This is a genomic window from Caulobacter flavus (genome assembly GCF_003722335.1).
Classification (GTDB): Bacteria; Pseudomonadota; Alphaproteobacteria; order Caulobacterales; family Caulobacteraceae; genus Caulobacter; species Caulobacter flavus.
This window is the reverse complement of the sequence record NZ_CP026100.1, coordinates 4,458,677-4,481,067: the sequence shown is the minus strand read 5'-3', so window position 1 is coordinate 4,481,067 and position 22,391 is coordinate 4,458,677. Positions and strand designations below refer to the sequence as shown.

General features: G+C 68.0%; 25 protein-coding genes and 1 pseudogene. 15 read left to right on the top strand and 11 right to left on the bottom strand.

What is annotated here, in order from left to right; all coding sequences use genetic code 11:
- The first annotated feature begins 33 nt into the window (after positions 1 to 33).
- Positions 34 to 972, top strand: a complete 939-nt coding sequence (locus C1707_RS20380; protein ID WP_101714819.1) for a 4-(cytidine 5'-diphospho)-2-C-methyl-D-erythritol kinase — start codon at positions 34 to 36, stop codon at positions 970 to 972.
- Between the two features lie 155 nt (positions 973 to 1,127).
- Entirely contained in the window at positions 1,128 to 1,775 is a 648-nt protein-coding gene (locus C1707_RS20375) for a peptidylprolyl isomerase (RefSeq protein ID WP_101714820.1), read from the top strand.
- Here C1707_RS20375 and C1707_RS20370 read toward each other — a convergent pair.
- The 3 genes from C1707_RS20370 to C1707_RS20360 all read right to left on the bottom strand — a co-directional run bounded on the left by C1707_RS20370 (position 1,772) and on the right by C1707_RS20360 (position 4,192).
- Positions 1,772 to 2,185 carry a DUF4279 domain-containing protein gene (locus C1707_RS20370; RefSeq protein ID WP_101714821.1) on the bottom strand — a complete coding sequence of 138 codons (414 nt, stop codon included), beginning with the start codon at positions 2,183 to 2,185 and terminating at the stop codon, positions 1,772 to 1,774. The genes C1707_RS20375 and C1707_RS20370 overlap by 4 nt on opposite strands.
- 110 nt (positions 2,186 to 2,295) lie before the next feature.
- On the bottom strand, positions 2,296 to 3,825 hold the full coding sequence (locus tag C1707_RS20365) for an ammonium transporter (RefSeq protein ID WP_123170789.1): 1,530 nt from the start codon (positions 3,823 to 3,825) through the stop codon (positions 2,296 to 2,298).
- A 28-nt stretch (positions 3,826 to 3,853) separates the two neighbouring features.
- Positions 3,854 to 4,192, bottom strand: coding sequence for a P-II family nitrogen regulator (locus C1707_RS20360; protein ID WP_035046383.1), 339 nt, complete (start codon positions 4,190 to 4,192; stop codon positions 3,854 to 3,856).
- A 317-nt stretch (positions 4,193 to 4,509) separates the two neighbouring features.
- Here C1707_RS20360 and C1707_RS20355 point away from each other — a divergent pair, with 317 nt between their 5' ends.
- The 4 genes from C1707_RS20355 (at position 4,510) to glyS (ending at position 8,973) form a co-directional block, all read left to right on the top strand.
- Positions 4,510 to 4,860, top strand: a complete 351-nt coding sequence (locus C1707_RS20355) for a DMT family protein (protein ID WP_101715770.1) — start codon at positions 4,510 to 4,512, stop codon at positions 4,858 to 4,860.
- A gap of 95 nt (positions 4,861 to 4,955) precedes the next feature.
- A complete protein-coding gene (locus C1707_RS20350; protein ID WP_101715755.1) occupies positions 4,956 to 5,978 on the top strand; it encodes a fasciclin domain-containing protein in 1,023 nt (340 codons plus the stop codon).
- A gap of 98 nt (positions 5,979 to 6,076) precedes the next feature.
- On the top strand, positions 6,077 to 6,973 hold the full coding sequence (locus C1707_RS20345; protein ID WP_101715754.1) for a glycine--tRNA ligase subunit alpha: 897 nt from the start codon (positions 6,077 to 6,079) through the stop codon (positions 6,971 to 6,973).
- 5 nt (positions 6,974 to 6,978) lie between these two features.
- Positions 6,979 to 8,973: a glycine--tRNA ligase subunit beta gene (gene glyS, locus C1707_RS20340; RefSeq protein WP_101715753.1), complete on the top strand. Its 1,995-nt coding sequence runs from the start codon at positions 6,979 to 6,981 to the stop codon at positions 8,971 to 8,973.
- A 128-nt stretch (positions 8,974 to 9,101) separates the two neighbouring features.
- Here glyS and C1707_RS20335 read toward each other — a convergent pair whose 3' ends face one another.
- From C1707_RS20335 to C1707_RS20325, 3 genes and pseudogenes are all read right to left on the bottom strand, one after another.
- Entirely contained in the window at positions 9,102 to 9,482 is a 381-nt protein-coding gene (locus C1707_RS20335; protein ID WP_101715752.1) for a hypothetical protein, read from the bottom strand.
- 49 nt (positions 9,483 to 9,531) lie between these two features.
- Positions 9,532 to 10,618, bottom strand: a pseudogene (locus C1707_RS20330) (NUDIX hydrolase).
- Positions 10,524 to 11,165: a YfbR-like 5'-deoxynucleotidase gene (locus tag C1707_RS20325; RefSeq protein WP_101715769.1), complete on the bottom strand. Its 642-nt coding sequence runs from the start codon at positions 11,163 to 11,165 to the stop codon at positions 10,524 to 10,526. The pseudogene C1707_RS20330 and the gene C1707_RS20325 overlap by 95 nt, the downstream one beginning before the upstream one ends.
- Before the next feature lie 136 nt (positions 11,166 to 11,301).
- On the opposite strand from C1707_RS20325, the gene C1707_RS20320 reads away from it, so the two are divergent.
- Positions 11,302 to 12,114, top strand: coding sequence for a universal stress protein (locus C1707_RS20320; RefSeq protein WP_101715750.1), 813 nt, complete (start codon positions 11,302 to 11,304; stop codon positions 12,112 to 12,114).
- Positions 12,115 to 12,148: 34 nt separating this feature from the next.
- Positions 12,149 to 12,520 carry a hypothetical protein gene (locus tag C1707_RS20315; RefSeq protein ID WP_101715749.1) on the top strand — a complete coding sequence of 124 codons (372 nt, stop codon included), beginning with the start codon at positions 12,149 to 12,151 and terminating at the stop codon, positions 12,518 to 12,520.
- Between the two features lie 138 nt (positions 12,521 to 12,658).
- Here C1707_RS20315 and C1707_RS20310 read toward each other — a convergent pair whose 3' ends face one another.
- From C1707_RS20310 to C1707_RS20295, 5 genes are all read right to left on the bottom strand, one after another.
- Positions 12,659 to 13,492 carry a hypothetical protein gene (locus tag C1707_RS20310; protein ID WP_101715748.1) on the bottom strand — a complete coding sequence of 278 codons (834 nt, stop codon included), beginning with the start codon at positions 13,490 to 13,492 and terminating at the stop codon, positions 12,659 to 12,661.
- A 76-nt stretch (positions 13,493 to 13,568) separates the two neighbouring features.
- Positions 13,569 to 14,435 carry an AAA family ATPase gene (locus tag C1707_RS20305; RefSeq protein WP_101715747.1) on the bottom strand — a complete coding sequence of 289 codons (867 nt, stop codon included), beginning with the start codon at positions 14,433 to 14,435 and terminating at the stop codon, positions 13,569 to 13,571.
- 87 nt (positions 14,436 to 14,522) lie between these two features.
- The gene (locus C1707_RS26275) at positions 14,523 to 14,678 is read right to left on the bottom strand and encodes a hypothetical protein (protein WP_164467416.1); all 156 of its coding nucleotides are present in this window, start codon (positions 14,676 to 14,678) and stop codon (positions 14,523 to 14,525) included.
- Between the two features lie 116 nt (positions 14,679 to 14,794).
- Positions 14,795 to 15,181: a primosomal protein gene (locus C1707_RS20300; RefSeq protein WP_101715746.1), complete on the bottom strand. Its 387-nt coding sequence runs from the start codon at positions 15,179 to 15,181 to the stop codon at positions 14,795 to 14,797.
- A 79-nt stretch (positions 15,182 to 15,260) separates the two neighbouring features.
- The gene (locus C1707_RS20295; protein ID WP_101715745.1) at positions 15,261 to 17,054 is read right to left on the bottom strand and encodes a tetratricopeptide repeat-containing glycosyltransferase family protein; all 1,794 of its coding nucleotides are present in this window, start codon (positions 17,052 to 17,054) and stop codon (positions 15,261 to 15,263) included.
- 191 nt (positions 17,055 to 17,245) lie between these two features.
- Here C1707_RS20295 and flbT point away from each other — a divergent pair, with 191 nt between their 5' ends.
- From flbT to pseH, 7 genes are all read left to right on the top strand, one after another.
- Positions 17,246 to 17,671 carry a flagellar biosynthesis repressor FlbT gene (flbT, locus tag C1707_RS20290; protein WP_101715744.1) on the top strand — a complete coding sequence of 142 codons (426 nt, stop codon included), beginning with the start codon at positions 17,246 to 17,248 and terminating at the stop codon, positions 17,669 to 17,671.
- Complete coding sequence (flaF, locus tag C1707_RS20285) at positions 17,631 to 17,993, top strand: flagellar biosynthesis regulator FlaF (protein WP_101715743.1); 363 nt, start codon at positions 17,631 to 17,633, stop codon at positions 17,991 to 17,993. Before flbT ends, flaF begins: the two co-directional genes overlap by 41 nt.
- Positions 17,994 to 18,239: 246 nt before the next feature.
- Complete coding sequence (locus C1707_RS20280; RefSeq protein ID WP_101715742.1) at positions 18,240 to 19,064, top strand: flagellin; 825 nt, start codon at positions 18,240 to 18,242, stop codon at positions 19,062 to 19,064.
- A 351-nt stretch (positions 19,065 to 19,415) separates the two neighbouring features.
- The gene (locus tag C1707_RS20275) at positions 19,416 to 20,237 is read left to right on the top strand and encodes a flagellin (protein WP_101715741.1); all 822 of its coding nucleotides are present in this window, start codon (positions 19,416 to 19,418) and stop codon (positions 20,235 to 20,237) included.
- A 107-nt stretch (positions 20,238 to 20,344) separates the two neighbouring features.
- Positions 20,345 to 20,689 (top strand): hypothetical protein, encoded by a 345-nt coding sequence (locus C1707_RS20270; RefSeq protein ID WP_101715740.1) that lies wholly within the window; start codon positions 20,345 to 20,347, stop codon positions 20,687 to 20,689.
- A gap of 182 nt (positions 20,690 to 20,871) precedes the next feature.
- Positions 20,872 to 21,708 (top strand): flagellin, encoded by an 837-nt coding sequence (locus C1707_RS20265; protein WP_101715739.1) that lies wholly within the window; start codon positions 20,872 to 20,874, stop codon positions 21,706 to 21,708.
- A 109-nt stretch (positions 21,709 to 21,817) separates the two neighbouring features.
- Entirely contained in the window at positions 21,818 to 22,372 is a 555-nt protein-coding gene (gene pseH, locus C1707_RS20260) for a UDP-4-amino-4,6-dideoxy-N-acetyl-beta-L-altrosamine N-acetyltransferase (RefSeq protein ID WP_101715738.1), read from the top strand.
- Positions 22,373 to 22,391 lie beyond the last annotated feature (19 nt).

The window sequence follows — 22,391 nt, the reverse complement described above, 5'->3', positions numbered from 1 at the left end:
TGGGTCTCCCGAGCTTTCCAGGTATTTAAGTCGATGCGCCGTTCCGCCTTCGCCCCGGCCAAGGTCAACCTGTTCCTGCACGTCGGCGGGCCCGACGCCGAGGGCTATCACCCGCTGTCGAGCCTGATGGTCTTCGCCGACGTCGGCGACACCGTCTCGATCCAGCCGGCCGACGCGCCGGTCTTCGAGACCACCGGCCGGTTCGGGCGCGATATCCCCGTCGACGAGAGCAATCTGGTCGTCCGCGCGGCCAAGGGGCTGCACGCGGCCGTCGGCGGGCCAGCGCCGCCGGTACGGCTGATCCTCGACAAGGCCCTGCCGATCGCGGCGGGCCTGGGCGGCGGCTCCAGCGACGCTGGCGCGGCCCTGCGGCTGCTGCGCGAGGCGCTGGGCTACGACCTGTCGGACGCCCAGCTGGAGGCCGTGGCCGGCGCGCTGGGCGCCGACGGCGTGCCCTGCCTGTGGGGCGCGCCGGTGCTGGCGCAGGGCAGGGGAGAGCGGCTGTCGCCCGCGCCGCAATTGCCCGAGCTGCACGCGGTGCTGGTCAATCCGCTGGTCCCGTCGCCGACCGGGGCTGTCTATCGGGCCTACGACGCCGCCGTCGATCCGCGCGGCGAGGCTCCGCCGCCGACGCCCGACCGCTTCGAAAGCGTCGAGGAGGTCTGCGCCTGGCTGGCGGCGGTTACCCGCAACGACCTGCAGGCGCCCGCCGTGGCCCTGGAGCCGCGCATCGGCGAGGTGCTGGACCTGCTGTCTGGCGAGCCCGAGGCGCTGCTGGCGCGGATGTCGGGCTCGGGCGCGACCTGTTTCGCCGTGTGCGCCAGCGACATCGAGGCCGAGGGCCTGGCCGAGCGTATCGAGACGATGCGGCCCGACTGGTGGGTGAAGCGGTGCCGCCTGGGCGGGCCGTTCCCGAACCAGGGTTCGACATATAACGTCATCCCGGGCGAAGGGCCGCGAAGCGGTCCGTAGACCCGGGACCCAGAGCAGCCGCATTGCGTTGGCCCCTGGGTCCCGGCTCTCCGCTGCGCTGCGGCCGGGATGACCAGGGGGTGTGGGATTTTGAGGCCCTGGCGAGCGGGTCTTGTTGCGCCTAGTCTCCGGGGGCTTGCGCTAAGGAGCGTCACATGGACCGTCGCCTGTTCCTCGCCGCCGCCGCCGCCGCCGCCGCGGCCGCCGCAACGCCGGCGCTCGCGCAGGAGGCCGCGCCCGCCGTGCAGCCGACGCCCGCGCCGACGCCCAAGCCGGCGACCCGCGTCGCCGTCGAGACGCCGCTGGGCAGGATCGTCATCGAGCTGCACACCAAGGAAGCGCCGATCACCACGGCCAACTTCCTGCGCTATGTCGACCAGAAGCGCTATGACGGCGCGACCTTCTTCCGGGCCTCGCGGGCGCCGGGCGCACCGGAATACGGCCTCATCCAGGGCGGGGTGCAGGGCGACCCCAAGCGCGTGCTGCCGCCGATCGCCCACGAGCCGACCACCAGGACCGGCCTCAAGCACGTGTCGGGAACCGTCTCGATCGCGCGCAACGCGCCGGGCACGGCGACCTCGGATTTCTTCATCCTGATCGGCGACGCGCCGGGCCTGGACGCCAATCCCGCTGCATCCGGCGACAACCAGGGCTTCGCGGCCTTCGGCACGGTGGTCGAGGGCATGGAGGTCGCCCAGAAAATCCTGGCCCTGCCGACGCCGGGCAAGGCGATCAATCCGGTGATGGCCGGCCAGATCATCGACCCGCCGCTGAAGATCATCTCGGCGCGGCGCGCGCCTTAGTCGGCTTCGGGGCCGTAGATGTCGAGATCGAGCTTGAGGCCTCGCATGCCCAGCGCTAGCAGGGTTTCGGGGCTCACAGGCAGGCCCTCGTTACCCTCTCGCAGGAACAGTCCGCAGAACAGATCGGCCTGAAACCGTTCGGACAGAGCCTGCCAGGCCGCAATGTCCTGGGTGAGGTCCGAGAGCAGGTTGTCGATCTGGGCGTCTAGATCCCCGGGCGAAAGGCGGCGGACGGTTCGTATCCATGATCCCCTGGGCTCGCGCGCGGTTCCGCCGCCGTGTAGGCAGCGCTCGTCGCCCTTGCGGCAGGAACGGGTCGGCGGCTTGCCCAGCAGGGCGGTGATCTCGTCGGGATCCAGGGCTTCGCCGAAGAACCTGAGCGTGGCGGCGGTTTGGTGAAGTTTGCTCACGGAACCTGCCTAGCACCGATCCCGGCGCCGTCAGCCAAAGAAAAAGGGCGCGGAGGCCGAAGCTTCCGCGCCCTTCGTTTTCGGAACGTCTACCGACCGAGCCCGAGGGCTCAGCTGTGGTAGGCGCGTTCCCCGTGTTCGGAGATGTCCAGGCCTTCTTCCTCGGAGTCCGGCGATGCGCGCAGGCCGATCACCAGCTTGATGACGAAGAAGACGATGGCCGAGGCGATGGCCGACCACAGGATGGTGACGCCGACGCCCTTCAGCTGGGCCACCACCTGGGTGACCAGATCGTAGGTGGCCGTGTCGCAGGTCGAGATGTCGCCGTCCTTGGCGCACGAGGTGTAGTCGACGACGCCGGCGCCGCCCCAGGCGGGGTTGACGACCAGGCCGGTGCCGATGGCGCCGACGATGCCGCCGATGCCGTGGATGCCGAAGGCGTCCAGGCTGTCGTCGTACTTCAGGGCGTTCTTGATCGTCGAGCAGAAGACGATGCAGATCGGCGAGACGACCAGGCCCAGGATCACCGCGCCCATGGGGCCCGAGAAGCCGGCGGCCGGGGTGATGGCCACGAGGCCGGCCACGATGCCCGAAGCCAGGCCCAGGGCCGACGGCTTCTTGCGGGTGACCCACTCGACCAGGATCCACGACAGGCCGGCTGCGGCGGTGGCCACGAAGGTGTTGACCATGGCCAACGAGGCGTAGCTGTTCGATTCCAGGTTCGAACCGGCGTTGAAGCCGAACCAGCCCACCCACAGCAGGCCGGCGCCCACCAGGGTCAGGGTCAGCGAGTGCGGGGGCATCGGTTCCTTGCCGTAGCCCTGGCGCTTGCCGAGGATGATGGCGCCGACCAGGGCGGCGATACCGGCGTTGATGTGCACCACGGTGCCGCCGGCGAAGTCGAGGGCGCCGAAGCTCCAGATCAGGCCGGCCTTGACGGGCGCGGTCGGGTCCAGGGCGATGGCGTCAGGACCCGGCCACCACCAGACCATGTGCGCCATCGGATAGTACGACAGCAGCGGCCACAGGAAGGCGAAGGCGACGATCGCGGCGAACTTCATGCGCTCGACCAGCGAGCCGACAACCAGGGCCGCGGTGATGGCGGCGAAGGTCGACTGGAAGGCGACGAAGGTCAGTTCGGGGATGACGACGCCGGTCGAGAAGGTGGCCGCGTTGGTCGACGTGGTCACGTCCTTCAGGAACAGGCGGCCCAGGCCCCCGACGAAGCTGTCCCAGCTGCCGCCGTCGGTGAACGCGAGGCTGTAGCCCCACAACACCCAGGTGACGAAGCTGATCAGGGCGACGGTCGAGACCTGCATCATGACCGACAGCATGTTCTTGGAGCGGACCAGGCCGCCGTAGAACAGGGCCAGGCCCGGCAGGATCATCAGCAGGACGAGCAGCGTCGAGGTCAGCATCCAGGCGTTGTCGCCCTTGTCCTGCTTGTCGACGATGGTCGGGGCGGCGGCTTCGGCGGGAGCAGCGGCCGGAGCGGCGGCGGCCGGCGCGGGCGCGGCCTCGGCGGGCGCGGCGGCGGCGGCCGGAGCGGCCTCCTGGGCGAAGGCGGTCGCGCCGAGCGGCGCCCCCGCCAGCGTCGCGGCGAGCATCAGCCCGGCCAGCGGCTTAAAGGTCAATTTCATCGTTGGTATCCCCTTTCCCCGACGATCGTTACAGAGCGGCCGGGCCGGTTTCGCCGGTCCGGATGCGTACGGCTTCTTCGACATTGAGGACGAAGATCTTGCCGTCGCCGATCTTGCCCGTGGCCGCGGCGGCCTTGACCGCTTCGACCGCCTTGGCCGCGGACGCATCGTCCACCACGGCTTCCAGCTTCACCTTGGGCACGAAGTTCACCTGGTACTCCGCGCCGCGATAAATCTCGGTCTGGCCCTTCTGGCGGCCGTAACCCTTCACTTCCGACACCGTCAGGCCTTCGACGCCGGCGGCGACCAGCGCCTCGCGGACCTCGTCCAGCTTGAAGGGTTTGACGACCGCTATGATCAGTTTCATCCGGCTTGCTCCGGTCCGCCTTGGGCGGACCCCCCTTTGTTGATGGCTAGAGCGGATTTGCTCACTCGATCACCGCGACGCCGCCGGATGCGGCCGCGTCGTTTCCCCGGCGCTCGCACGCTATCGGCCACGGTTCCCCGAGCGGGGACGCGGGGTAGGCAATGGGAAAGGAAAGAGGCGAGGCGCCTATAAAACTATCATCGGTCGCTCAGTTTGCGCGCTTCTGCGGCAAATCCGCCGTCCAGCCGCACCGTGGCGCGCGGCGTCGCGGAACGTCTACAATGACCGCGCTTCCGCCCTCGCCGAAGGATTCTCCGATGACGCCCCTATGGGCCAAGATCGCCCCGTGGGGCCTGCTGATCTGCTCCAACGTGTTCATGACCTACGCCTGGTACGGCCACCTGAAGGGCAAGCCGCTGGCGCTTCCGGTGGCGATCCTGAGCAGCTGGCTGATCGCGCTTCCCGAATACATGCTGGCGGTGCCCGCCAACCGCATCGGGCACGGCGTCTATTCAACGGCTCAGCTTAAGACGGGGCAAGAAGCCATCACCCTGATCGTCTTCACGTTGTTCTCGTATTTCTACCTCGGCGAGGCGATCCGCTGGACCACGATGCTGGGATTCCTGCTGATCTTCGCTGGCGCAGCGCTGGTGTTCTTCTTCAAGTAACGGCGAAGTCTCGATCACGAGCCCGTGATGGGCTGCAACGGAGTCGTAATCTGGAGCGTAAAGCCGGCCTGAGTTTCAAGCGAAAGGACCAGGCCATGTATGTGACGCGCTTCCTCTCCGCCGCGGCGGCCATGGCGCTGCTCTCCGGCGTCGCCATCGCCCAGACCGCCGCTCCGGCCCAGCCGCCAGCGGCCGCGCCGCCGGCCGCGACCTCCGCCCCGGCGACGCCGGCGGCCAGGGTGACCCCGAACGGCGACCTGATCGCCACGGCCCAGGCCTCGGGCCAGTTCACGACCTTCCTCAAGGCCCTGGACGCCACCAACCTGACCAGCGTGCTGAAGAGCAATCCGAACCTGACGGTGTTCGCCCCCACCGACGCGGCCTTCGCGGCCTTGCCGGCGGGCGAACTCGACCGCCTGATGCAGCCGGCCAACGCCGCCCAGCTGCAGAGGGTGCTGACCTATCACGTGATCAACACCAAGGTGGACTCGACCAAGATCACCGGCGCCAAGGGCGAGGTTAAGACCGTCGAGGGCTCGTCGGTGACGCTCGACGGCAGCGGCGCCAGCCCCATGGTCGACGGCGCCAACATCGTCCAGGCCGACGTGATGGCCACCAACGGCGTGCTGCACGTGGTCGACAAGGTGCTGATCCCGAAGGACGTGCCGATCCAGGCCGCGGCGGCAGCCACCGACGACGCCGCCACCAGCATGGCCTCGGCCACGGCCAACGGCGACGCCATGTCGGCGACGGACGCGGGCGCCGACGTTGCGGCCCAGGCCGCCCCGGCGGCGGCTCCGGCCCCCGACCAGGCGACCACGCCGTCGGCGACCGACGCCCCGGCCGACCAGGCGCTGAACCCCACGACCTCGCCGAACCAGGCTCCGGCTGATCCGACCGCCGCCACGACCGCGCCCGCCGCCGACACCGGCACGGCCGCGCCGACCTCGGCGACGGTGCCGACCTCGACGATGAGCCCCGACCAGCAGGCGACGCTGAAGGCCGGCGACCCTAACGTCGTCTCCAACCCGCCGGTCGCCGACACGCCCGAGAACCGCAAGGCCTACGGCGCGCCGATGTCGAACGCCGGCAAGCGTTCGGGCGCCAAGGGCAACTAACTACGCCTGGCGTTCAATAAACGACGTCCACTTCGCTTGAAGCGACAGTCGGCGGGCCCTATGGTCCGCCGACTTTTTCAGGCCCCTGTTCGGACGTCATGCCCGCCGCCCCCAAATCATTTCAAAGCCTCATCCTGACGCTCCACAACTACTGGAGCGAAAAGGGCTGCGTGATACTGCAGCCGCACGACGTGGAAGTGGGGGCGGGGACGCTGCACCCGGCCACCGTTCTGCGCGCGCTCGGCCCCAAGCCGTGGAACGCGGCCTACGTCCAGCCCTCGCGCCGTCCGGGCGACGGCCGCTACGGCGAGAACCCCAACCGCCTGCAGCACTACTACCAGTACCAGGTGATCCTGAAGCCGAACCCGGCCGACATGCAGGACCTGTATCTGGGCTCGCTGGAGGCCATCGGCCTTGATCTGCGCACCCACGACATCCGCTTCGTCGAGGACGACTGGGAAAACCCCACCGTCGGCGCCTGGGGCCTGGGCTGGGAAGTGTGGTGCGACGGGATGGAAGTGTCGCAGTACACCTACTTCCAGCAGGTCGGCGGCCTGGACGTGAACCCGGTGGCCGGCGAGCTGACCTACGGCCTGGAACGCCTGGCCATGTACGTGTTCGGCGTCGACAACGTCTACGACCTGCCGTTCAACGATCCCGACTCGCCGCTGGGCGCGCTGACCTATGGCGATGTCTTCCTGGCCAACGAGCGCCAGCAGTCGGAAGCCAACTTCCACGGCTACGACGTCGCCGTGCTCAAGCAGCAGTTCGAGCAGATGGAGGAGCAGGTGCCGCTGATGCTGGCCCGTTCCTACAAGAACGAGACGCTCGTGCTGCCCGCCTACGACATGGTCCTCAAGGCCAGCCACCTCTTCAACCTGATGAACGCCCGCGGCGCGATCGCCGTCGCCGAGCGCGCCAGCTACATCGGACGCATCCGCGACCTTTGTAAGCAATGCGCCCAGAAGTGGGTCGAGCTGCAGGAAGCCGCGTAACTCCAATGCCCCAACTGCTTCTCGAACTGTTCTCCGAAGAGATCCCCGCCCGCATGCAGGGCCAGGCCGCCAAGGACCTGGAACGCATGGTGCGTGAGCATCTGGCCGCCGCCGGCTTCCTGCCCGAGGCGCTGAAGACCTTTGCCGGTCCGCGCCGCCTGACCCTGGTGGCCGAAGGCCTGCCGCTGGCGCAGGCCGACCGCAAGGAAGAGCTGAAGGGGCCCCGCGTCGGCGCGCCGCAGCAGGCCATGGACGGTTTCCTGCGCAAGGCCGGCCTGACCCAGGACCAGCTCGTCGAGCAGAACGGCGTCTGGATGGCCTTCGTCGAAAAGAAGGGCCGCCCGACCGCGCAAATCGTCGCCGAGATGGTGGAAGCCATCGTCCGCGGCTTCCCCTGGCCCAAGTCGATGACCTGGGGCACGGGCAAGCTGCGCTGGGTGCGTCCGCTCAAGCGCATCCTCTGCGTGCTCGACCGTGAAGTGGTGCCGTTCAGCATCGACGGCGTCGAGAGCGGCGACGTCACCGAGGGTCACCGCTTCATGGGCGAGGCGAAGCCCTTCGTGGCCAAGGACTTCGATGAGTACGTCACCGGCCTGGAGGCGCACTACGTCGTGCTCGACGTCGAGGAGCGCAAGGCGCGCATCCTCGAAGGCTGCAAGACCCTGTGCTTCGCCCGTCACCTGGAACTGGTCGACGACATCGGCCTGCTCGAGGAAGTCGCGGGCCTGGCCGAATGGCCGACCCCGGTGCTGGGCGACATGGATCCGTCGTTCCTCGACCTGCCGCCCGAGGTGATCCGCACCTCGATGCGCACCCACCAGAAGTACTTCGCCGTGCGCAAACCGGGCGAGGCGGGCCTGGCCCCGCACTTCATCACCGTGGCCAATATCGAGGCCAAGGACGGCGGCAAGGTGATCGCCGCCGGCAACGCCAAGGTGCTGTCGTCGCGCCTGGCCGACGCCCGCTTCTTCTGGGACGAGGACGTCAAGACCGGCTTCGAGCCGTGGCTGGCCAAGCTGGACGGCGTGACCTTCCACGCCAAGCTCGGCACCATGGCCCAGCGCGTCGAGCGTATCGTCGCCCTGGCCGCCGAGATCGCGCCCCTGGTCCGCGCCGATGTCGCCAAGGCCAAGGAAGCCGCGCGCCTGGCCAAGGCTGATTTGACCTCGCAGATGGTCGGCGAGTTCCCCGAGCTGCAAGGCATCATGGGCGGCTACTACGCCCGCCACTTCGGCCTCGACGCCGAGATCGCCGCCGCCGTGCAGGACCACTACAAGCCGCAGGGCCCCTCGGACGCCGTGCCGACCGCGCCGGTGAGCGTGGCCGTCGCTCTGGCCGACAAGCTGGATACGCTGGTCGGCTTCTTCGCCATCGACGAGAAGCCGACGGGATCGAAGGATCCCTATGCGCTGCGTCGCGCTGCGCTGGGCGTGATCCGGATCATTCTCGACAACGGCCTGCGACTGCCGCTGGCCAAGTTCGGCAAGGACGACCTGCTGGCCTTCTTCGCCGATCGCCTGAAGGTGACTCTGAAGGACCAGGGCAAGCGCCACGATCTGGTCGACGCCGTGTTCGCCCTGGGCGACGACGATCTGGTGCGCATCGTCGCGCGGGTCGAGGCCCTGGACGGCTTCCTGAAGACCGACGACGGCAAGAACCTGCTGGCTGGCTACAAGCGCGCTTCGAACATCCTCAAGGCCGAGGAGAAGAAGGGCCCGCTGCCGGAAGGGCAGGCCGAGGAGCCGGCCGCCGACAGCGCCGCCGAGGTGGGTCTGTACCAGGCCCTGCGCCTGCTCGACCGTCCGCTGAAGGACGCCCTGGCCAAGGAAGACTTCACCGGCGCCATGGCCCAACTGGCCGAACTGCGCGGCCCGGTGGACGCCTATCTCGACGGGGTGTTCGTCAACGATCCCGAGCACCGCGACAACCGCCTCAAGACCCTGGCCGCCGTCCGCGCGGCCATGGGCCAGGTGGCGGACTTTGGTCTGGTGGCGGGGTAGGCCGCTTCGCGGCGCCCCCTCAGTCGCTCCGCGACAGCTCCCCAGAGGGGGAGCATCTAGCAGCGGCGCAGATCCTCCCCCTCTGGGGGAGGTGGCCCAAAGGGCCGGAGGGGGCCGCCGTCAGGCGGTCATTCACACACGTCCGCCCACTTGGCGGTGACCGCGTCGGTTCCGTCGGCCTCCTCGACCACGAGGGCGCCGTCGGACCAGACGAAGCGTTCGGGCCCGTCGAAGCCGTCCTGCGGCTGCCGGACGTCGACCTGGCCGCAGACCGAGACCACCTCGCCGTCCTGGTGGGTGAAGACCTTGCCGAAATCGACGGAGGTCGCCTCGGGGAAGCGGTTTTGCACCGCGATCTTGGCGCCCGCGACGGCCAGTTGGTCGTCGGCGCCGTCCTGGACCTCTTCGGCCTGGGTGTCGCGCAGCACATAGGCCGCGAGCCCGCCTCCGACGCCGAGCAGGACGACGGCGGCCATCGCGCCGATCAGGATGCGCTTGTCGAATGTCATGCCGGCAGTCGGCCGCAGGTCGCGGGCGAGGTCAACCGGATCTCGCGCCTTACTCCCGCAGCAGAGGCAGAGACAGCCCGCCGGCCTGCCTGGCCCCCAGGATCTCCCGCCGGAAGCGGAACAGCTCGGCCGGGCGGCCGCCGGTTTCGCTGTCCAGGCGGCCAAGTCCCTCGACCAGGTCCTCGCGCTCGACCACGCGGCGGAAGTTCTGCTTGTGCAGCGGCACGCCGGCGATGGCCTCGACCGTGCGCTGCAGGGTGGACAGCGTGAACTCGGCGGGCGTCAGCTCGAACGCCACCGGGCGGTACTTGATCTTGCCGCGCAGGCGCGAGAGGCCCGTGGCCAGGATCCGCCGGTGGTCGGAGATCATCGGCTCGCCCAGGGCGGCCGACAGGGCGACGGGCTCGGCCGGGTCGTGGCCGTCGGCGCGGTCGCGGTCGCGGGCGGCCTCGGGGGCCAGGCCCGCCTCGTAGAGCAACTCGTAGCGTTCCAGCACGCGCTCCTCGTTCCACGGCGCGCCGTCGAGAGCGAAGGCCAGGCGGGCGCGCGACAGCCGGTCGGCGTCGTCGCCGGCCCAGCGGCGCAGGGCGGGGGCGATGGCTTCGTCGAGCAGGGCGGGGCGGCCGGCGCGCCAGTCCTCCCAGGGGAAGAACCGCGTCCACGGGGCCCAGGCGGTGTCGGGGGCCTGGGTGTCGGTGGCCTTGGGCGTCAGGCCAAGATAGCCGATCGAGACCACGCGCGCGGCGCCAGCGCCAACCTCGGCCCGCGGGGCGTCGCGGCCCTTGTCGCCGAAGGTGTAGAGCTGCTCGACATAGCCGAGCTGGAACCGCGTCTGCTCGGTCACGAAGGCGCGCAGGGCCAGCTCGAAGGTGCGGTGGCCCTCGGGGTCGAACGGGCCGAACGGCAGGCCGGGCAGGGGCGAGGCGATGTCGGTGACGGCGTCGTGCGGGCGCACGGTCAGCACAACGACCTCGCCGTCGCGCACGGCGACGACCACGGCCGACAGGCCGATGACGATGCCGGAAGAGGCCGCGGGACCGCTCATTCGGTCTCGAACGCTTCGCCCGGCGCGGATTCGTAGCCGGCGGCCTTGGACAGCACGTGGAAGCGCTGGACGTAGCGGGCCTGGGCTTCAAACGGGGGCAGGGGGACGATCTTCAGATCGTAGCCGGCTGGCGGCGCCCCGAAGATCGACAGGGATTCGCCGTGCTCGAAGCCGGCCAGTTGGGTGGCTTCGAAGAAGGCGCAGGCGCGGTCGGCCTGCTTGATCAGCTTCTTGACCGGTGCCGGGGTCTTGGGCGGCAGGCCGAAGCGGATGTGGATGGCGTCTTCCAGCCGCGCCTCGAAGTCCTTGTACGAGACGCCCAGGGCCGCCTTGAACGGGCTGATCATGTCGCCGATCACGTACTCGGAGGCGTCGTGCAGCAGGGCCGCCAGGCGCCAGCGCGGCTCGAGGTCGGGCTTGATGTGGGCGGCGATCTCCTCGACCACCAGGCTGTGCTGGGCCACCGAGAAGCCGTGGTCGCCGATCGTCTGGCCGTTCCAGCGGGCCACGCGCGCCAGGCCGTGGGCGATGTCCTCTATCTCGATGTCCATGGGCGAGGGGTCCAGCAGGTCCAGCCTGCGGCCCGACAGCATCCGCTGCCACGCCCTCGGAGGGCCCTTATGCAGCCCTTTGGCCACGAGATCGTTCCTTATGGTGAAGGTGGTTTGAGTGCCGCATCGCTTGATGAAGATCAATGATGGCCCGGCCCGACGCCTGTGGAAATGCGTTTTGTCAGAAAGCGTGCCGTCACGCCGTGGACAAGGAGGACCGATCATGAGCTGGGCAAGGATCATGGCGCCGCTCGCGGGCGCCCGGCCCGACGAGGGCGTGTTGCGCGCGGCGGCCGAACTGGCCGGCGCGTTCGACGCCGAGCTGGCCGCCGTCCATGCGCCGGCCGACGTGGCCGACCTGATGCCTTGGATGGGCGAGGGCTTCATGGGCGGCGTGCAGGTCACGGCCCTGGAGAGCCTGAAAGAGGCCGCCGTCGAGGGCGCGCACGCCGTCGAGGCGATGGTCGCGGCCGTGGGCTATCCGAAGTCACGCGTCACCACGCTGGAGTCGCCCGTCTGGGCGGGCCTGGCCATGGAGTGCCGGCTGTCGGACGTCATCGTATTCGACAGCGCCGCCGCCCGCGGCAAGGGCCCGCTGGCCGAGGCCTTTCAGCAGATGATCGCCGACGAGCAGCGGCCCGTCGTGGTCGCCCGCGATGGGCTGAAGGTCGGCGGAACGGCTCTGGTCGCCTGGGACGGCGGCAAGGAAGCCAGCCGCGCTCTGCGCACCGCGCTGCCGCTGCTGCAGAAGGCCTCGCGCGTGGTTGTGGCCGGCGCGCCGGCGGCCTCGTCGCGCAGCTTCGAGCTGGCCCGGATGGTCGACTTCCTGGCCGCCCGGGGCGTTTCGGCCCAGGTGCGCGTGCTGGAAGGCTCTCACGACGCGGCCAAGCTGTTGCTGGAGGCGGCGAGGGCGGAGGGGGCCGATTTCCTGGTCGCCGGCGCCTTCGGCCATCCGCGCCTGCAGGAGTTCATCTTCGGCGGCACGACGCGCAGCCTGCTGAACGCCGACGGCCCGTCGCTCTTCCTGTCGCACTGAGTTTTTCCCCCCAACCATAAGAAGGAGGCAGTCCATGTCCCTATCGCGCATCGTCATGCGTCTGGCCCGCAATCCGGGCACCGAATTCTCCGGCGGCGACGACCATCGCGGCTACGCCCTGACCGCGCCGCTGACGGCCGACGGGCACCTGGACGAGGCCGAGTACGCCAAGGCGAAGAAGGACTGCGCGGTGCGCCGGTTCGCCCCAGACGAAGACCCGGCTGACGGCCGGCTGGCCCGCCGCGGCGAGCGCTGGTTCTTCGACTATGACGAGGACGACCAGATCGACGACGAGCCCGTCCATCGCCTGGGCCAGCATCGCTTCGCCATCGGCGAATACGTCACCGTCACCGACGAGGACGGTCGGCCGCTGACCTACAAGGTGATGGAAGTCACGCCGATCTGAAAAACCTCCCCCTGCGGGGGAGGCGGCCGAAGGCCGGTGGGGGGAAGTTTTTAGCTTCCGGGAAGCCGGAAGTCGGTAGTTACGCCCCCACCGATCGCTTCGCGATCACCTCCCCCACAGGGGAAGGTTCTTTGCGCCTCACCCGCCCACGTTGTGGCGGACCAGCGCCTTCATGTCCTTGAACAGGTCGCCGTCCTCGGAGTTGCGGTCCTTGGCCTTGACGACGGCGACGGCCAGCGGGCCGCCCTTGGGGCCGCGGGCCTCGTAGCCGGCCAGGTGATAGCCGGCGGTCGCCTTGTCGCTGGCCAGCACGAGGGTGGCGCGCACACCGTCGTTCTCCTTCTGGCGGTGGCGCACGACCGCGCCATGGTCGTCGGCCCGGATGTCGACCTCGCCGTCCTTGTCGTCGGAACTGCTGACCTGCACCGTGCGGCTTTCGCGGCCGCCGTCCTTGCGCTCCTCGACCGAGGTGGCGCGCGCCCCGTCCTGGCTGGTGACGTTCTTGGTGATGCGCACCTGCGCCTCGCCGTCGTCGGCGTTGATCGTCATGCCGCCGATGCGGATGTCCGCGCCTTCGTCGCGGGCGTCGATGCTGACGCCGGGCAGCTTGATATGGGCGCTTTCCTTGCCTTTCGGCGCGCCGGGCGCGGCCGGGGCCTTGAGGTGCGGCATCAGCGCCTTGAGGTCGGTCTCGATCGGGGCGAGCGCGGCCTCGGCGTCGTCGCCCGACAGGGCGAGCAGGCGCAGCGTCACCTCGGCCTGGTCGCCGGCATAGCCGCACGACTTGCCATCCGGCGCGATGCTGACGCGGGTCAGCCTTCCCTGGCGCTCGGGGCAGTCCAGCCGCTCGATCGCCCGTAGCGGCTCGCGCCTGTGGACCACGCGCTCGTGCCGCTCGGTCTTGACCGATGCGGGCGGCGAGCAGGCGACGAGGGCGGCGGCGCCGGCGGCCAGGACCAGGATGAGGCGCATCGGGGAAAATCCTTCACGTACGGCGCGAAGGTGTGCGGCTCGGCGACCGGCGTCCAATGAAATTGCGGTAACGGGACTATTGGCCCGGACGAGCGCTGCCTTCGCGGCGGGCCAGAAAGGCCAGGCGCTCGAACAGATGGACGTCCTGCTCGTTCTTCAGCAGGGCGCCGTGCAGCGGCGGGATCAGCTTGGTGGGATCCTTCTCGCGCAGCACAGTCTCGTCGATGTCCTCGACAAGCAGGAGCTTCAGCCAGTCGAGCAGCTCCGAGGTCGACGGCTTCTTCTTCAGGCCCGGCACCTTGCGCATGTCGTAGAAGATGCGCAGCGCCTCGGCGACCAGCTTCTGCTTGATGCCCGGGAAATGCACGTCGACGATGGCCTGCATCGTCGCCTCCTCGGGGAAGCGGATGTAGTGGAAGAAGCAGCGGCGCAGGAAGGCGTCCGGCAGTTCCTTCTCGTTGTTGGAGGTGATGATCATCACCGGCCGGACCTTGGCCTTGATCGTCTCGCCGGTCTCGTAGACGAAGAACTCCATCCGATCGAGCTCCTGCAGGAGGTCGTTCGGGAACTCGATGTCGGCCTTGTCGATCTCGTCGATCAGCAGCACGGGGCGGACGGGCGCTTCGAACGCCTCCCAGAGCTTGCCCTTCTTGATGTAGTTCCGAACGTCCTTGACGCGCTCGTCGCCCAGCTGGCTGTCGCGCAGCCGGGTGACGGCGTCGTACTCGTAGAGACCCTGCTGGGCCTTGGTCGTCGACTTGATGTGCCAGGTCAGCAGCGGCGCACCCATCGCCTTGGCGACCTCGTAGGCCAGCACCGTCTTGCCTGTGCCTGGCTCGCCCTTGATCAGCAGGGGCCGTTCCAGGGCCACGGCGGCGTTGACGGCGACCTTGAGGTCCTCGGTGGCGACGTAGTCGGCGGTGCCTTCGAAGCGCGAGCTCATGCGGTGTCCCTGACGGCGCTCCTGTCGGACGCGCCTCGAACAAGTGTTCAAATCTTCAGGGCTAACCTACAGAGCCGCGCCGCGCGATCAAGACGGGTTGTGAGGCGGCTGGCGATGGCGACGCGCCACCGAGGGCGGATCGCTGGCGGGGAAGCTGTCTTCCAGGCCTTCTTCCAGCTGATCTTCCAGGTACTCCGGCTGGTCGGCCTCGTCCTTGGGTTTCTCGGGCTTCGGATCGGACATGCGTTGATCTCCTGTCGGGCCTTCAAGGAGCCTGACTCGGCGGTGTGGAGAGCGCAACTAAGGGCGTGCGCGAGGGCGGGCTAGAACGCTTGCGGCGCTGTTTTTAAGGATCTGGCCTAACGACGGCGCTCGTAGCCCAGGGCCTCGATGTCGTCGTCGGCCAGGCGCGTCGACTCGTAGTCGGAAGGTTCCTCGTCGTCGGAGGAGACGAGGTCCTCGTCGGAAAGGCCGCCGCCCACGGGATCCAGCGGCTCGCGCTCGACGTCCAGCCCCTCGTCGTCACGGCCGGCCTCGAGTTCGTCGTCGATGTCGTCGAGTTCGGACTCGTCGAGGATGTCGTAGTCGTCGTCTTCGTCCTCGGCGGCGTCGTCGTCCGCCTGGGTGACGTCGTAGACGTCTTCGATATCGTCGAAATTGGCGATGTCCTGGCCGTCTTCGGTCAGGTTGGTCTCGTCCAGGACCTCGGCGACATCCTGCGGGTCGTAGTCGGTTTCCGGCGGCATGGCGGGTCTCCCTGATGGGGCGGCGACCGCCGCCCGTTCGGAGAATCAAACCCGCCCCGGCGCCCGATGTTCCTGCCGACTATTTCGCGAATTCGGCCAGGGCCCCGGCGACGTCGGCCATGATTGGCCGCCAGTCGTCATAGTCGGGCGCGATGAAGCAGCGGCACTGCGGATACCAGGGCGAATGGTCCGAGCCGAGGCGGGTCCACGAGGCCGCGCCGGTCAGCATCCAGATCGGCGCGCCGCAGGCGCCGGCCAGGTTGATGGTGGCGTTGGAGAAGCCGATGACCAGGTCCAGCGCGCAGGAGAGCGCGGCGACGTCGTCGAGATCCTGCTTCAGGTCGATGCCGGGCGGGGTCCAGATCTCGACGCCCAGCTGGTCGCGGGCGTAGGCGATCTCCTCGTCGCAGTCGCCGTACTGCAGGTTGATGAACGAGACGCCCGGCGTCTTCAGCACCGGCTCCCACAGCTCGAACGGCGAGAACAGGCGGGCGCGCTCGGCGTTCAGCTTCAGGCTCTTCCACAGCAGGCCGACCTTGGGGCCGGGAGGGGCGTCCTCCAGCACCTTCTTCCAGTGGGCCACGCGCTCGGGATCGGGCGTGAGGAAGCGCTCGCGCTTGGGGAAGGCCTCGACCGACGGGCGCAGGGTCTCGAGCAGCGAGCCCATGGGAACCCAGCGGTCGATGCTCGACCAGTCCTCGATGAACGGCGCGTCGCGATAGATGTGGCCCTGATAGGCGACCGTACGGTGAACGGCGACGTTCGCCTGCGGATAGCTGCGCTCGAACAGCGGGACCAGGCGGCGCTCGACCAGGATCGACAGCTTGCCGTCGGGGCCAAGGGCCTCGGCGACGTCAGGCAGGGTGTTGGCGAACATCACCTCGTCGCCCAGGCCCTGCTCGGCCACGACCAGCAGGCCCTTGCCGGCGAGGTCCTCGCCCTTCTTCCAGACCGGCACGGGGAACTGGTAGTTGGGAACGCCGCCCAGCTCGGTCGACAGGCGCGCGCCGTAGGCGGCCCAGCCCTCGGTGACCCGGCCGAGGGCCAGCAGGATCGTCGAGCGGGCGAAGCTCATGGCGGCCAGGTCTTCGGAAGAATCGGCGACCAGGATGCCGGCGTCGCAGTCGGCCAGAGCGCCTTCGACGTCGCCCAGGTCCAGGCGGGCGAAGGCGCGATTGTGCAGGCCCTTGCCGAACTGCGGCGCCAGCCGCAGCACCTCGTCGAAGAAGGTCACGGCCGTGCGGCCTTCGCCCAGGCTGCACATCACCGTGCCCAGGGTGTTCCAGAGCACCGGCTGCGTGGGGTTGGCCTGGATGGCCGGCTTGAGGATGTCGATCGCCGCCGATTCCTGGTTCAGGTCGCGCAGGGCGCAGGCCAGGTTGTTGGTGGCTTCCAGGCTGCCGGGGTTGGCGTTAAGGAAGTGCATGAACAGCTTGGCGGCGATCTCCGGCATCTCCATGCGGAACGCCAGGCGGCCAAGGTCGCCGGCGACGGCGGCCTCGTTGGGCAGGAGCTTCAGCGCAGCGTCGTAGCAATGCATCGACGAGGCGAAGTCGCCCAGCTTCTCGCGGGCCACGGCCAGCACGTGCCAGGCGGGGCCGGCGCGCTCGTTCTTCTTGAGCGCCTTGAGCGCGGTCTTCTCGGCCAGGGCGTACTCGCCGCGCTGCACGGCGATGATGGCCTTGTTGAGCAGCTTGATGGTGGCCGGATCCTGGACCGCGCTGGCCTCGCGATTGAGGCGGGCGATCGAATCGGCGGAGGCGGAATCGCCGAGCTGGGACGCGCGCAGGCCCGGAAGGACCCCTTGGCCGGCCGCCTCCTGGGCGGTTGCGAGGGCGGCGGCGGAGATTCCGGAGCCGAGATTGCGGGACATGCGTACACCTTGGCGATTGGGTGGCTTCATCCTCTGGGCGAGTATGCTTAATTGTGTCCTAAGCTGCGACTTACGGTCGCGCGGCCGGCAATAGGGCGTTAACCCGCTGCCCTCTAGGTTCCGGTCGAACGCCATACCGGCGAACCGCCATGACGGCGGACGGGCGCAGCGATGGAAAGGAACGGCCAAAAGTGCCTTTGAAGCTGTCGCTTAAGCCCGGCGAGAAATTCGTGCTCAACGGGGCGGTCGTCCAGAACGGCGATCGTCGCGGGGTGCTGGTCCTGCAGAACAAGGCTTCGGTGCTGCGTGAGAAGGACATCATGCAGCCCGACCAGGTGACCACGCCATCGCGTCACATCTACTTCCCGGTCATGATGATGTACCTGGAGGAGAGCGGCGCGGAGAAATACTACGACGAGTTCGCCACGCGCCTGACCGAGTTCATGGGCGTGGTGAGGAACCCGGGCGTGCTGGCCGATTGCATCGCGATCTCCAAGCACGTCATGGCCCGCGAGTACTACAAGGCGCTCATGCTGAGCCGTAAGTTGATCGATTACGAAGACGAGAGGTTGGGGAATGTCTCTTCGGGCCTACCAGCAGGCGGCGACCAGGACTGAGAATCCGCGTGAGGTCGAGTATCGCCTGTTCGGACAGGTGACGCGCGCCCTCATGGAGGCTTCCCAGGCCGACGTGAACGACATCCAGACGCGTATCCACGCGCTGGACTGGAACCGCCGCGTCTGGTCGGCGCTGGCGACCGACTGCGCGCTGCCCGAGAACACGATGACCAAGGAGCTGCGCGCGAGCATCATCTCGCTGAGCATCTGGGTCGGTCGTCACTCGAGCCTGGTCATGCGCAAGGAAGAGGACTTCGAGCCGCTGATCGAGATCAACCGCATGATCATGCAGGGGCTGGCCGGCCGCGCCGAAGCGGCCTGATCCCGCGCCTCTGATGCTCCAAGGCGCCGCTCGGCGCCGATTGCCGCCCCTCTTCGGAAAAACCTGCCGCCCGGCGAATGTTGCATTCGCCGGGCGGTTTCGTTTCCGGGGTGCGGTTTCAAGTTTCCCTTTTATTTCAGTCGATTGCGATCTGGCCCGAAGTGGCCCGCCGTTTGCGATGGTTCCCGCGGGCAAAACGCCCGACCGGCAAAACGCCGGGGCTCTCCACCAAAACGGTAGGTTCCTATGATCGCCAACTCCATCAACACCAACGCCGGCGCGATGATCGCGCTGCAAAACCTGAACGCCACCAACTCGGAGCTGACCACCACCCAGCAACGCATCAACACCGGCAAGAAGATCGCGAACGCCAAGGACAACGGCGCGATCTGGTCGATGGCGGAGATGCAGAGCGCGACCTCGAGCTCGTTGAATGCCGTGAAGGACTCGCTCCAGCGCGGTCAGTCGACCATCGACGTTGCGTTGGCGGCCGGCGACACGGTCACCGACCTGCTCGGCAAGATGAAGGAAAAGGCCCTGGCCGCTTCCGACACCTCGCTCAACACCGCCTCCTTCAAAGCGCTGCAAGCCGACTTCACGTCGCTGCGCGACCAGATCACCAAGGCCGTGACCAACGCCAAGTTCAACGGCGCCAGCGTGGTGGACGGTTCGACCACCAAGCTCGCGTTCCTGGCGAACGAAACCGGCGCGGCGTTCACCGTCACCTCGCGGACCCTGTCCCTCACGGGCATCGGTCTGACGACGACGACGACCTTCACGACGGCCGCTTCTGCGAAGACCATGATCGCCACGATCGACAAGTCTCTGCAGACCGCGACCAACAAGCTGGCCTCGCTCGGCACCAACTCGGTCGGCCTGGACATGCACTTGACCTTCATGGGCAAGCTGCAGGACAGCCTCGACGCCGGTGTCGGCAACCTGGTCGATGCGGACATGGCCAAGGAAAGCGCCCGGCTGCAGTCGCTGCAAACCAAGCAGCAGCTGGGTGTTCAGGCACTGTCCATCGCCAACCAGGCGCCCCAATCGATCATGTCGCTCTTCCGCGGCTGATCGAAGAAGCGCCGGACCTGGCGATCAAGCGCCGGGCGATCGAAAGATCGCCCGGCGTTTTCTTTTGTTCCGGGGTCTGATTTTCGCCGATCGCCGGTCGGGTTGCGGGTGGGCAATTCGGTCGCATCTGCCGAAAGCTGCCCGGCAATATTTGCCGAATGGTTGTCTTGCTCGGCAGAAAGTGCCGGCTTCGGGTATCCTAAACGAACCTATAACGCTGTAATTTCAATGACTTAAATTTTTCGTCGGAGTGGGCAGGATTGGCCCGGTAGTTGCTTCCTAGTTCAGTGAGCAAAACGCTCCCGGCAGTCAAAATGACGTCGGACAACCTGAAATAGGAACCTATTCGTTATGGCGCTGAACAGCATCAACACGAACTCGGGCGCGATGATCGCCCTGCAAAACCTGAACTCGACCAACAGCGATCTCCAGGTTACGCAACAACGCATCAACACCGGCAAGAAGATCGGTAGCGCCAAGGACAACGGCGCGATCTGGGCCACCGCCAAGAACCAATCGGCCACCGCTTCCTCGCTCAACGCCGTGAAGGACTCGCTGCAACGCGGTCAGTCCACCATCGACGTCGCGCTGGCCGCCGGTGACACCGTGACCGACCTGCTCGGCAAGATGAAGGAAAAGGCCCTGGCCGCTTCCGACACCTCGCTGAACACCGCGTCGTTCAAGGCTCTGCAGGCTGACTTCACGTCGCTGCGCGACCAGATCACCAAGGCCGTCTCGAACGCCAAGTTCAACGGCGCCAGCATCATCGACGGCAAGACCACGAAGCTCAGCTTCCTGGCCAACTCGGACGGCACGGCCATCACCGTGAACGCCAAGACGCTGTCGCTGACCGGCATCGGTCTGACCACCACGACCACCTTCACGACCGCCGCCGCGGCCAAGACGATGATCACCACCATCGACACGGCTCTGCAGACGACGACCAACAAGCTGGCCTCGCTGGGCACCAGCTCGACCGGCCTGGACACCCACCTGAACTTCGTCGGCAAGCTGCAAGACAGCCTCGACGCCGGTGTGGGCAACCTGGTCGACGCCGACCTGGCCAAGGAAAGCGCCAAGCTCCAAGCCCTGCAAACCAAGCAGCAGCTGGGCATACAGGCGCTCTCGATCGCCAACCAGTCGACCGGCACGGTCCTGAGCCTGTTCCGATAAGGGACGAGCAGGGGGCGGTTCTCGCGGACCGCCCCCGCCTTTCTCGCGGCCTCGGCCGGGGAGGGGAGCAAAGAAGGCGCCGCCGCTAAACGGCGGCGATAGGAGAGATGGAAAACAAGGCCGCGCTGACGGCTCCGGTTCAAGACCCGCCCGCGCAAAACCAGATCATTCCTATGACCGTCCCAGGCAAGGCCTCGGACGGCGAAGTCGTTTCCGCCGGCCGCAAGGCCGACGCGCGCAAGCCCGCCGAGCAGAAGGTCGTCGACGACGGTCCGCAGCCTGGCGACCTGCGTCTCGTGATCGAGCAGGACAGCGACAGCGGCGTCTACGTCTACAAGACGGTGGACCGGCGGACGGGCGAGACCCTGAAGCAGTATCCCCGCGAAGACGTGCTGCGGTTCAAGGAAGCGGCCTCCTACGGGCCCGGCGCCATCTACGACGGCCTGACCTAAGGGCCTTCGCGCGCCACGGTTTCGATGCACGCTTGCGGCGCGACGTCGCAGGCGAAACATGGTTTATAAGCGTTAACCATATTCTTACTCCCCGGGCGGCAAGTTCACGGCCGATCCGCTCGGGCGTCGAATCGCGCACCGAGCTCCTCGTAAGTCGGCGAGAACGCCGTTCGGAGATCGTGATGACGCTGAGCGTGAACACCAATCAGCCTGCGCTGATCGCCCTGCAGAACCTGAACAAGACCAACGACGAGATGCAGGGCGTCCAGACCCGCATCAACACCGGCCTTGCGATCTCCAGCGCCAAGGACAACGCCGCCGTCTGGTCGATCGCCCAGGACCAGCAGGCCGACCGCTCGGCCCTGGCCTCGGTCAAGATGAGCCTGGACCGCGCCACCTCGATCGCCGACGTCGCCCTGACGGCCGGCGAGTCGGTCTCGGACCTGCTCAACCTGATGCGCGAGAAGGTGGTCGCCGCCAAGGACAGCTCGCTGTCGACCCAGGCGCGCACCGCCCTGAACGCCGACTTCCGGGGCCTGCTGAGCAACCTGACCCAGGTGGTCGACAGCGCCACCTTCGACGGCGCCAACATCCTGGATGGCAGCCAGACCAACGCCATCACCTTCCTGGCCGACGCCGACGCCCAGACGGTGATCTCGCTGAACCTGCAGACCCTGTCGCTGGGCAGCCCGAAGAACAGCCTGGCGGCCGCCGACAGCATCGCCACCCTGACCCAGGCGACCGCCGTCCTGACGCGCCTCGACGCGACCATCGCCACGGTCAACCAGGCGGTCGGCTCGATCGGTTCGCAGGCCAAGCAGATCGACGCCCACAACACCTTCGTCTCGAAGCTGTCGGACGTGCTGGAAACCGGCGTGGGCAACCTCGTCGACGCCGACATGGCCAAGGAAAGCGCCCGCCTGCAGGCCCTGCAGGTCAAGCAGCAGCTGGGCGCCCAGGCGCTGTCGATCGCCAACGGCGCGCCGCAGATCATCCTGTCGCTGTTCGGCAATAGCTGATCGGGCGGCTGCCCCAACGTAATTGTCATACGAAACGCCGGTCTTTTCCTAGGCCGGCGTTTCTTGCGTGGTTACTCTGCATCCTGCGGCGCAAGGGGATTCGCTCGGCATGATCGAACTGCGGGACTTGAAGGACGAGGACGAGGCGGTGCTGTTCCAGTGGCGCGCCGAGCCCGAGGTCGACCGCTGGATGTCCGACGCGGCGTTCCCCAGCCACGAGGCGCACGCCGCCTGGTTCGAAAGCCTGCGCCAGGATCCCGACATGCGCGGCTGGATGATCGTGCGCGCCGGCGCGCCGGCCGGCCTGCTGACCCTGACCGGCGTGCAGTCGCTTCATCGCCGCGCGGGCTGGAACTGGTTCGTCGGCGCCGCCGACGCCCGCCGCCGCGGGGTGGGGCGGGCGGCCCAGGTGCTGGGCCTGGATCGCGCCTTCGGCGAGCTTGGCCTGCACAAGGTGTTCGCCGAGGTGATGGCCGACAACGACGCGGCGCTGAAGGCCCAGTCGGCCTCCGGCTTCCGTCGCGAGGGCTATCTGCGCGGCCACGTGCTCAAGAACGGCGAGCCGCGCGACGTGGTGCTGCTGGGCATCCTGGCCGAGGAATGGGCCGAGTTGCGCGACGAGGCCCGCCGGGCGTTGAGCGACGCCCACCTGATCGCGGCCTGATCGAAACAATTCACACGTC

Coding starts and splice junctions, on each gene's coding strand:
- C1707_RS20305 (WP_101715747.1), bottom strand. CDS start 14,435: ATGAGCTCGCGCTTCGAAGGCACCGCCGACTACGTCGCCACCGAGGAC.
- pseH (WP_101715738.1), top strand. CDS start 21,818: ATGATCGAACTGCGGGACTTGAAGGACGAGGACGAGGCGGTGCTGTTC.
- flaF (WP_101715743.1), top strand. CDS start 17,631: ATGTCTCTTCGGGCCTACCAGCAGGCGGCGACCAGGACTGAGAATCCG.
- C1707_RS20295 (WP_101715745.1), bottom strand. CDS start 17,054: ATGTCCCGCAATCTCGGCTCCGGAATCTCCGCCGCCGCCCTCGCAACC.
- C1707_RS20345 (WP_101715754.1), top strand. CDS start 6,077: ATGCCCGCCGCCCCCAAATCATTTCAAAGCCTCATCCTGACGCTCCAC.
- C1707_RS20380 (WP_101714819.1), top strand. CDS start 34: ATGCGCCGTTCCGCCTTCGCCCCGGCCAAGGTCAACCTGTTCCTGCAC.
- C1707_RS20300 (WP_101715746.1), bottom strand. CDS start 15,181: ATGCCGCCGGAAACCGACTACGACCCGCAGGATGTCGCCGAGGTCCTG.
- C1707_RS20315 (WP_101715749.1), top strand. CDS start 12,149: ATGTCCCTATCGCGCATCGTCATGCGTCTGGCCCGCAATCCGGGCACC.
- C1707_RS20375 (WP_101714820.1), top strand. CDS start 1,128: ATGGACCGTCGCCTGTTCCTCGCCGCCGCCGCCGCCGCCGCCGCGGCC.
- C1707_RS20320 (WP_101715750.1), top strand. CDS start 11,302: ATGAGCTGGGCAAGGATCATGGCGCCGCTCGCGGGCGCCCGGCCCGAC.
- C1707_RS20355 (WP_101715770.1), top strand. CDS start 4,510: ATGACGCCCCTATGGGCCAAGATCGCCCCGTGGGGCCTGCTGATCTGC.
- C1707_RS20350 (WP_101715755.1), top strand. CDS start 4,956: ATGTATGTGACGCGCTTCCTCTCCGCCGCGGCGGCCATGGCGCTGCTC.
- C1707_RS20275 (WP_101715741.1), top strand. CDS start 19,416: ATGGCGCTGAACAGCATCAACACGAACTCGGGCGCGATGATCGCCCTG.
- C1707_RS20270 (WP_101715740.1), top strand. CDS start 20,345: ATGGAAAACAAGGCCGCGCTGACGGCTCCGGTTCAAGACCCGCCCGCG.
- C1707_RS26275 (WP_164467416.1), bottom strand. CDS start 14,678: ATGTCCGATCCGAAGCCCGAGAAACCCAAGGACGAGGCCGACCAGCCG.
- C1707_RS20265 (WP_101715739.1), top strand. CDS start 20,872: ATGACGCTGAGCGTGAACACCAATCAGCCTGCGCTGATCGCCCTGCAG.
- C1707_RS20310 (WP_101715748.1), bottom strand. CDS start 13,492: ATGCGCCTCATCCTGGTCCTGGCCGCCGGCGCCGCCGCCCTCGTCGCC.
- glyS (WP_101715753.1), top strand. CDS start 6,979: ATGCCCCAACTGCTTCTCGAACTGTTCTCCGAAGAGATCCCCGCCCGC.
- C1707_RS20365 (WP_123170789.1), bottom strand. CDS start 3,825: ATGAAATTGACCTTTAAGCCGCTGGCCGGGCTGATGCTCGCCGCGACG.
- C1707_RS20280 (WP_101715742.1), top strand. CDS start 18,240: ATGATCGCCAACTCCATCAACACCAACGCCGGCGCGATGATCGCGCTG.
- C1707_RS20335 (WP_101715752.1), bottom strand. CDS start 9,482: ATGACATTCGACAAGCGCATCCTGATCGGCGCGATGGCCGCCGTCGTC.
- C1707_RS20360 (WP_035046383.1), bottom strand. CDS start 4,192: ATGAAACTGATCATAGCGGTCGTCAAACCCTTCAAGCTGGACGAGGTC.